The following is an 8,062-nucleotide window of genomic DNA, read 5'->3' on the forward strand; positions in this document are numbered from 1 at the left end:
GCCAGGATCGAGTCGGCCGCTTTTTCCCTGGAAAGCGCATAAGCTTGGGCCCATGCGCAACTGTAATAGGAAACTCCCGGCGGAGCGGATGTCGGCAATGCGTGCAAAGCGCGGTATTGCTCGGCCACGGGCAGGGCCGCATCGCAGTGCACGGTCACCACACCGTCCAGAAAAACGGCGTCGCAGGCAAGGGTGTCGATGACCTCGGCGAGTTGATCGGCATCGCCGCCGATAACGCATTCGGCGGGCGTGTTGACGATCAACAGACGGGTGTGGGGGTGTGATTTCACTATTTCGGCCGCTTTGTCGGCGGGTACGTTGACCACGGCGACTTTCCAGGTAAACCGTTCTCCTGCGGGAATCTGCCAGGCTTGGCGCAGGCTGCTGCAGGGGCCGGAGAGTTCATGCTTGAAAAGGGGAGACCTCAGCATGCGGGAAAGCATGCGTTCGCGGTCTTTCCACGCGCGGGAAGCAAAAAGGCCGGCGGACTCACCCAGGCTGTAACCGATGATCGCTTCCGGGTCGATGCCGAAGCGCTTTACGAGGTCGAACATGACGCTGCCGTGCATCACCTGCCCGAAGATGGTGTGGAGCGGATCGGACAGAACCTGCTGCAAAGCTTCTTTTTGCCAGCCTGCGTGCCAGGAGGTGCGGAAGGGGACGAAGGCCCAGGGGGCGAACTGTGATTGCAGGCGATCCGTGTCGTTGTCCATTTGGCGAATGATTTCCGGCCACTGTACGGCAACATCACATCCCATGCCCAGATAATGGTTGCCCGATCCCGGAAAAACAACGGCCAGTTTTCCGGCGGTCCCGAGGGGCCGTGCCGCATAACTCACCCGGGTGTGCCTGCCGGCCGTTTCGCCGTTGCCCGACGCGATCTGATGCCGGGCAATGTCAAGAAGCCGCTCCCGGTCGTCGGACGGCCGCATGAGAACGGAGACTGCCAGCTTTTTACGCCGGTCGAGTCCCTTTTGGCGGTACCAGCGATAAGCCGCCTTTTCCAACCGGGCGTCGGCAGCGGTGTGTTTCCGGATGTGACGGCGGAGGTCGTCCAGGCCGGACAACAGCTCGTGGGGGGTGTCGGCCTCCACGGTAAAAAGTCCGAAATCACGCACGCCGAGGGGGCGCAGCCGTTCAACGGCGGCCCTGTCGGATGTCCGGGCCAGCGGTTTGCGGTCCTCTTCATCAGACGCCATCAACAGGTGGGCGCAAAGGCCGTCGCCGGTCATGGCGGCGACACAGGCCTGTACGGGCCCCTCCACACGGTTGCCGAGCCAGGGATGCGGTTGTTGTGGAAGGTGAAATGCGTCGGTATTCCAGATATTCTTCGCCGGCTGAGTGAAATTGGTCAAAGGCGGGGTGAGCCGATGATAGATGCACAAGGCCGTTTTGACCACCGATGCGAGCGAGGACGCGGCACCGGTATGCCCCACGACCGCCTTGGCCGATCCGACCGCACAGTTGTGCAGACGATCGGCAAAATAGATGTTCAGAGCTTCCGCTTCCAGGCTGTCTTCCGCAATGATGCCGCTGCCATGGGTTTCCATCATCTGGATGCTTTCGGGAGCTGCCCCCGCATCGTCAAAGCACCTTTCAAGCGACCGTATGTAAACACCCGGTTCCATGGCCGTGTCGATACCGCCGCCGGTAGCGCATCCCGTCCCCCGGATGACGGCATAAACGCGACGGCCGTCCCTCCGGGCCCGGTCGAGGCGTTGCAGTACAACAGCGGCGGCGCCTTCACCGGGAAGCGTTCCGTCGGCCTGGCGATCGAAGGGGCGCACGATGTGTTGCCGGCTGTAGGTGTCGACATCGTTTAAGAGCAATTGGCGCACATCCCCGGCCATGTCAACGGCCCCGACCAGAACGGTATCCAATTCATTCTGCCGGAGCGCCTTGACGGCCAGATCGATGGCTATCCATCCCGAGGCTTCTTCAGCGGAAACGACCAGGCTGGGCCCTCCGAACAGAAAAGCCTTGGCGACACGGCTGGCGATGATGCCGGTAAGGGCTCCCTGGGTCCGATTGCTGGTCAGCGGCGGCCCCAGGGCATTCTGCAACCGATCCAGCCATGCGCGCATATCCGCAGCTGAAAGGTTGAGCCGGTGGGCGCTGTTCCAGGTTCGTATTTTTTCAGTCAGCATCCACCGGAGGTGAAAGTCTGTGGCCTCGAAATCGAAACCGGTTCCGATGACCACCCCCGCGTTTTCACGTTTTTCCCTGAGGGGCAGGCCGGCATCCCGCATGGCTCCCGCAGCGGTTTTAAGCGCCAGAAGGTGCTGTGGAATGATATCCGGTATGTCGTGGGGAGGGATGTTGAACATGCCGGGATCCCAGTCGAATGCATCCATGTAGGCCCCCGGGAGGTCGTTCGTACCCAGTTGCAGCCGCACAACCTTTTCCGTACCCCGCCATCTTTTTGGGGGGCGCTCACACAGGGCTGCGCTGCCGTTGAAAACAGCTTCCTGAAAGGCCCGCAGGGAGTTCAAGCCTCCGAAGCAGGCGTCCATTCCGACAATGGCGATGGGGGCTTGGTTTCGATTGCCGCTCACCCGCACAAAGGCGGCGCTCTCTTTCTTTGCGGAAGGGGTGGTATGGTTCCCTGAATCGGCTGGCGACTTGCCTGAACCGGGCGGGTCGCTCCGGTACTCCTCGAGCAGAAGGTGGGCGTTGATACCGCCGAATCCAAAAGCGTTGACCCCGGCTCTCAGGGGGGCGCCGGTGCGAACCGGCTCCCACCGTTCAGGCGCCGCCGGCACCCTGAACGGGCTTTCGGGCAACGGGTTGTTCGGCGGCGGGGCTTCGAAATTGAGGGTGGGGGGGATGGTTCTGTTGTGCATGCCCAGCAGCGTTTTGATCACGCCGGCGGCACCGGCGGCTGTCAGCATGTGCCCCACCATCGATTTGACCGAACCGATGGCGCACTGACCTTCGTTCCAGCCGTCATCACCCCACAGATCAACCAGGCTTTTGATTTCTGTCAGGTCGCCGATAGGCGTGCCCGCACCGTGGCACTCGATGTAATTCACATCCGATGGCCGCCAGCCAGCTAACCGATAGGCCGAGCGCAAGGCCCGGACCTGGCCTTCGCTGGCCGGTGATAGGAGGCTTCCACCCATGTCGTTGGAAAGCCCGATTCCCTTAATCAGGGCATGGATGGTGTCGTTGTCGCGCAACGCATCATCGAGGCGTTTGAGCACGAATATCCCGGCGCCTTCTCCCACCACCAGGCCGTCGGCTTTTTTATCGAAAGGAGCGCATATTCCTGACTTGGAAAGGGCCTGCAATTGGGAAAAGCCCACCTGGGTGTAAAGGCAGTCCGGACGGGAGACACCACCCACAAGCATGGCGTCCTTGCGGAGGCTGGTCAGTTCATCGCAGGCCAACTTCAGCGCCACCAGGGACGAGGCACAGGCTGCATCCAGCGTGAAACTGCCTCCGCCCAGGCCCAACGCCTTTGCAAGGATGGCAGCGGGCAGAGCGGTAACCCGGCCGGAAAGGGCTTCCCTACGGCCGATTAAAGCATCACCTGGGTCTTTCGATGGGTCCGGAAAAAGCCTGCTCTCAAACGAACCGCCCATGATTTTATCGGCCAGGCGCGATGCACCGTCGGTGGGCAGGGCGATGGCCGCCAGGATGGTTCCCACGCGCGCACGGTCCGTGGCAGTGGTTTCACAGCTATGAAACGCCTTGCGCCCGGTGTGCAGTACCACCTGGTAGAGCGGGTCCAGGGATCGAATCAGCTCCTCGTCGATGTTCAGTCCCTGAAAATTGAATGGCACGTCGTTCAACAGTGCGGCGGAAGTTGAATAGGCTTTGTCAGGGCAGGGCGCGGCGCTGACCATGGCATCCGGGTCGATGCGCCAGCGATTTTTTCCAGCAGGGGCAAAGGCGCTGACGCCATTGACCATATTGCTCCACAACGTGTCCAAATCATTCGCTTTGGGGAACAGTCCGGCCATCCCGACAATGGCGATATCCGTGCTTTTTATTGCCACGCTGTTGTGATCCTCTCGCACCGAAGCCTAAACTTGGATGAAAACGACACCATAGCATAAGTCCTAAATTGACCACTCGAAACAGGTTATTTTGAAAAATTTTTTTATACGCGAGCGCGTATGGCAAGGCAAGGTTTTTCGAGTGTCCGCAAGCAGGAGAAAAGATATCCCCTTTTTCCACCCGATGCCATATTACCTAAAACATATCCGTAATAAGGTCGCAATCAAGCAGGATTGACCTTTTCCATTTTTCTGTCATTCTCATGCTGCATGCCGGCCGGCGGCACTGGAAAAGAGAAGGAAGATGGATTAATCGTTAACAAAATCGAAAGGGGGTTCAACATGTACGAGATGAAAAAGTCGATAGCTTTATTGTTGGCGATGGCGATGGTCATTGTGTTTGCATCCGGGGCGGTTGCGGAATCCGGAAATAAAATCAACATCAACACCGCTACGGTTGATGAGCTGGTTCAACTGGACCGCGTCGGGCCCAAATATGCCGAGCGGATTGTGGCCTACCGCACTGAAAACGGTCCCTTCAAGTCACCGGAGGAGATCATGCTGGTTGCCGGCATCGGGGAAAAAACCTTCGAAGCCAACAAGGACAGAATCGTCGTCAAATAGGTTAAAATACCCCCGCACGAAAATGCGGGGGATTTTATGGCCGAATGAGAAATCAAAGGGTAAAAATGGAATATATCTACGAGAGACTCGAGGCCTGGCAACATTCGGTTGAATTTGCAAATCATGTGATCGGCCTCCTGGGGGAGGGAACAACGGGCAGGGAAAAAACGGATATCATCGAGCGTGCCGAAGCGAGCTCGGCCAATATAGCTGTGACCATTGCCCGCGCCAAATGTTCGATAACAAAAGATGACGCCATAAAGCAGCTTTACCTGTCCAGACGTTCGCTCTACGAAACCATGACGTTGCTTGAAATCTTCAGAAGGGTCGGTTGGATATCGAACGACCAGTTTGCGGGTGTCAAAATCGGAAGCCGGAAAATCGCATCCTCGCTGGTCACCATGATGCGATTAATCGGCGAGCCTTTGCGGAAAGGGGGATAAAAATGGAGTTTGCATATGAAAAGCTGGACGTGTGGAAAAGGGCGGTTGATTTCGGAATGAAGGTGATAGCCATGGCCGTTGAAAAAACCGAAGACAGAAAGGCGGCGGCTGTTATCCAGGCCGCCTGGAAAAGCGCCCTGCATTCTTCCACGGCGATCGCCAAGGGCAAGGGCTACACATCCAAAAATGATTTTGCCCAGCACCTCTATCTTTCCAGGGGGTCGGTATATGAAACCATGACCCTTTTGAAAATACTCAAAAGGAAGCAGGTGATTTCCGGCGAGCAATACACCGAATTCGAAAAAATGGGAAACCAGGTGGTCGCCATGGTGAGCGGGCTTGTTCGGTCGCTTTTCGCAATCGATGAGAAAAAGAGGGGGCCAAAGGAATAATTAGAAAAAGGCAGAAGGTTTACAAGCAGCTCACTTGACCAGCCGCCTCCTTGGCGGTATGATTCATTGGTCATACCACCAAGGAGGCTAAACATGAATACAATCAAGATTGCCATTACCGTTCCTAAGGATTTGATCATGGTTATTGATTCGTTAAGCCGGGAAAAGGGTGTTTCGCGAAGCAAATTCATCGCGGATATACTGAAAGAGAAGATATCCAAAGATGAAAATGACAAAATCAAATCCATCTATGACCGCGTTTTTTCCGATGAATCCATTGCCGAAGAGCAGCTTGCCGCTGCCAGAGAGTTTGAATCTTCAGGGAAAGAAGACGGGCAACAATGGTAATCCGTAATGGTTCAATATACTGGGTTGATTTTTCGCCTGGAAAAGGATCCGAGCCAAAAGGGAAAAGGCCCGTCCTCGTTATTCAGAACGACGTGTTGAATGACAGTAAACTGAATACGGTTGTTGTTATTGGCATTACGTCGACCATGAAATTTGGTGAACTTCCGGGCAATGTGGTCCTCAAAAAGGGGGAAGCGAATCTGCCTAAAAAATGCGTCATCAACATCACCCAGATAAAATCGGTTGATAAGACAAGCATCAAGGGAAAAATTGGCAGCCTTTCAAACAAGAAACTGTCAGCCGTTTATGCCGGTTTGAAGCTTGTTCTGAACATAGAACCGCATTTGCTCAAAATATAATTACCAGGAATGAAAATTATAGCCGACGACAGGGAAAGGTCATCGGGCATCATCGATTTGCTCGAAGAATCCGGCATCGATGTAAGGGTAAAACGACTTTCATGTTGCGATTATGTGATAAATGATGAGATTCACATCGAACGCAAGACCGGCAGGGACTTTCTGGTATCCATCATGGACGGCCGCTTGTTTCGCCAGGCCGGTGTGATGAAAAAGCGCGTCAATCGTCCGATCTTCCTGGTCGAAGGCAATCCTTTCAACCAAGCCATGAATCTTTCCGAAGAATCGATCAGAGGCGCTATCCTTTCCCTGCAGGTGATATGGTACCTGCCGGTTCTATTTTCAAAAAACAGCAAAGAAACATGCAACATATTAAAATTTATCGGTAAAAAAACGCAAATCCAAGGTGAACTACTGACCCTGCGGCATGGTTATCGCCCCAGGAAACTAATCACGCGGCAGCTGTATATCCTTCAAGGGCTGCCTCATGTTGGACCTGTGCTGGCAAAACGGATGTTAGAGCATTTCGGCAGCGTAAGGAATGTCTTTCGGGCGATGGCAGAGGAACTGGAATGTATCGAAGGAATCGGTGCCATAAAAGCTAAAAAAATATGCAATATTATCGATGCGTAAAGGTTGTATACGGGCCGACCGGAACCGTTCTTTTCTTCATTTTAAGTTGAAAACGGTTAGTATAAGTCAGTATTAGTGACGAAGTCACGTTCACAAATAAAATCGCCCTCCAATCATTTGATTGGAGGGCGATTTTATTTGATTTTGTTTGACAAGACACTCAAAATATGTTCAGAAAGTGAACGTTTTATCCCAGCGGTGGCAAAAATGCCTTTCCAAAGCCCACCACTAACACTATTTACAATGATATCAGTGGGAACGCCGATCTATCGCCCGGAAACCCACCAGGCGGAGCTATTTTCATACAGGCGTTATTAGTCGCTCTTTTTTGCTCAAGACCCAATGAACGAAGCGATCTTCTAAATAATTTTCTATCAATCCTGTAAATCCTGTCTAAATAGAAAAGGATCTACCATGCAATTCATCGACCTGCCGGCACAGCAGAAACGCATTCGTAAACAGCTCGAAAAAAACATCCTGGCGGTTCTCGATCACGGCCGGTACGTCATGGGACCGGAAATTGCCGAAATCGAAAAACGCCTGGGCGAATATGTGGGCGTCAAGCATGCCATCGGCTGTGCGTCCGGCACGGATGCGCTGCTCATGGCCCTGATGGCACACCAGGTGGAGCCGGGAGATGCGATATTCACCACGCCCTTTACCTTCATCGCCACGGCCGAGGTGATCCGTCTGCTGGGTGCCACACCTGTGTTTGTCGACATCGATCCGGATACGTTCAATATCGATGCTGAGAAGCTGGAGCAAGCCATCGCAGCGGTAAATGCGAATGATTCTTCGATTCATCCGCTGCCGGCAAGCGCCGGAGAGGCGTTGAAACCGAGGGGAATTATCCCGGTGGATCTCTTCGGACTGCCGGCGGATTACGACCGCATCAACGCCGTTGCCGAAACCCACGGGCTGTTTGTCATCGAAGACGCGGCCCAGGCCTTCGGAGCCGAATACAAGGGCAGAAAAGCATGTTCTTTAGCCGAAATTGGCTGCACGTCCTTTTTTCCGGCCAAGCCCCTGGGGTGCTACGGCGACGGAGGCATGTGCTTTACTAATGACGACGCCCTGGCCGAACGCATGAACTCGGTCAAGATCCATGGCCAGGGAAGGGACAAGTACGAAAACGCCCGCATCGGCATCAACGGCCGCCTGGACAGCATGCAGGCCGCCGTCCTGAACGCCAAGTTCGACATTTTTCCGGAAGAGGTGGAATTGCGGGACCAGGCGGCAAAAGCGTACAACCAACTGATCGG

At 54.8% G+C, this 8,062-nt stretch carries 9 protein-coding genes; 7 read left to right on the forward strand and 2 right to left on the reverse strand.

Annotated elements, in window-relative coordinates; all coding sequences use genetic code 11:
• Both LJE94_18155 and LJE94_18160 read right to left on the reverse strand, forming a co-directional pair.
• On the reverse strand, positions 1–4,001 hold a 4,001-nt coding region (locus tag LJE94_18155), incomplete at its 3' end, for a type I polyketide synthase (protein ID MCG6912026.1).
• A gap of 224 nt (positions 4,002–4,225) precedes the next feature.
• The gene (locus LJE94_18160; protein ID MCG6912027.1) at positions 4,226–4,396 is read right to left on the reverse strand and encodes a hypothetical protein; all 171 of its coding nucleotides are present in this window, start codon (positions 4,394–4,396) and stop codon (positions 4,226–4,228) included.
• Here LJE94_18160 and LJE94_18165 point away from each other — a divergent pair.
• The 7 genes from LJE94_18165 to LJE94_18195 form a co-directional block, all read left to right on the forward strand.
• Positions 4,389–4,625: a helix-hairpin-helix domain-containing protein gene (locus LJE94_18165; protein ID MCG6912028.1), complete on the forward strand. Its 237-nt coding sequence runs from the start codon at positions 4,389–4,391 to the stop codon at positions 4,623–4,625. The two genes, LJE94_18160 and LJE94_18165, sit on opposite strands and share 8 nt — an antisense overlap.
• 65 nt (positions 4,626–4,690) lie before the next feature.
• Complete coding sequence (locus tag LJE94_18170) at positions 4,691–5,068, forward strand: four helix bundle protein (GenBank protein ID MCG6912029.1); 378 nt, start codon at positions 4,691–4,693, stop codon at positions 5,066–5,068.
• Between the two features lie 2 nt (positions 5,069–5,070).
• Complete coding sequence (locus tag LJE94_18175; GenBank protein MCG6912030.1) at positions 5,071–5,460, forward strand: four helix bundle protein; 390 nt, start codon at positions 5,071–5,073, stop codon at positions 5,458–5,460.
• A gap of 93 nt (positions 5,461–5,553) precedes the next feature.
• Positions 5,554–5,808 carry a ribbon-helix-helix domain-containing protein gene (locus tag LJE94_18180; GenBank protein ID MCG6912031.1) on the forward strand — a complete coding sequence of 85 codons (255 nt, stop codon included), beginning with the start codon at positions 5,554–5,556 and terminating at the stop codon, positions 5,806–5,808.
• Positions 5,802–6,167: a type II toxin-antitoxin system PemK/MazF family toxin gene (locus tag LJE94_18185; protein ID MCG6912032.1), complete on the forward strand. Its 366-nt coding sequence runs from the start codon at positions 5,802–5,804 to the stop codon at positions 6,165–6,167. The genes LJE94_18180 and LJE94_18185 overlap by 7 nt, the downstream gene beginning before the upstream one ends.
• A gap of 9 nt (positions 6,168–6,176) precedes the next feature.
• Positions 6,177–6,800: a hypothetical protein gene (locus tag LJE94_18190; protein MCG6912033.1), complete on the forward strand. Its 624-nt coding sequence runs from the start codon at positions 6,177–6,179 to the stop codon at positions 6,798–6,800.
• Positions 6,801–7,214: 414 nt separating this feature from the next.
• On the forward strand, positions 7,215–8,062 hold an 848-nt coding region (locus LJE94_18195), incomplete at its 3' end, for a DegT/DnrJ/EryC1/StrS aminotransferase family protein (GenBank protein ID MCG6912034.1).

Source organism: Deltaproteobacteria bacterium (assembly GCA_022340465.1).
In the GTDB taxonomy this organism is placed as follows: Bacteria; Desulfobacterota; Desulfobacteria; order Desulfobacterales; family B30-G6; genus JAJDNW01.

Excerpts from the sequence above, each read along its gene's own strand:
- LJE94_18165 (MCG6912028.1), top strand. The coding sequence starts at position 4,389 with ATGGTCATTGTGTTTGCATCCGGGGCGGTTGCGGAATCCGGAAATAAA.
- LJE94_18160 (MCG6912027.1), bottom strand. The coding sequence starts at position 4,396 with ATGACCATCGCCATCGCCAACAATAAAGCTATCGACTTTTTCATCTCG.
- LJE94_18170 (MCG6912029.1), top strand. The coding sequence starts at position 4,691 with ATGGAATATATCTACGAGAGACTCGAGGCCTGGCAACATTCGGTTGAA.
- LJE94_18175 (MCG6912030.1), top strand. The coding sequence starts at position 5,071 with ATGGAGTTTGCATATGAAAAGCTGGACGTGTGGAAAAGGGCGGTTGAT.
- LJE94_18180 (MCG6912031.1), top strand. The coding sequence starts at position 5,554 with ATGAATACAATCAAGATTGCCATTACCGTTCCTAAGGATTTGATCATG.
- LJE94_18185 (MCG6912032.1), top strand. The coding sequence starts at position 5,802 with ATGGTAATCCGTAATGGTTCAATATACTGGGTTGATTTTTCGCCTGGA.
- LJE94_18190 (MCG6912033.1), top strand. The coding sequence starts at position 6,177 with ATGAAAATTATAGCCGACGACAGGGAAAGGTCATCGGGCATCATCGAT.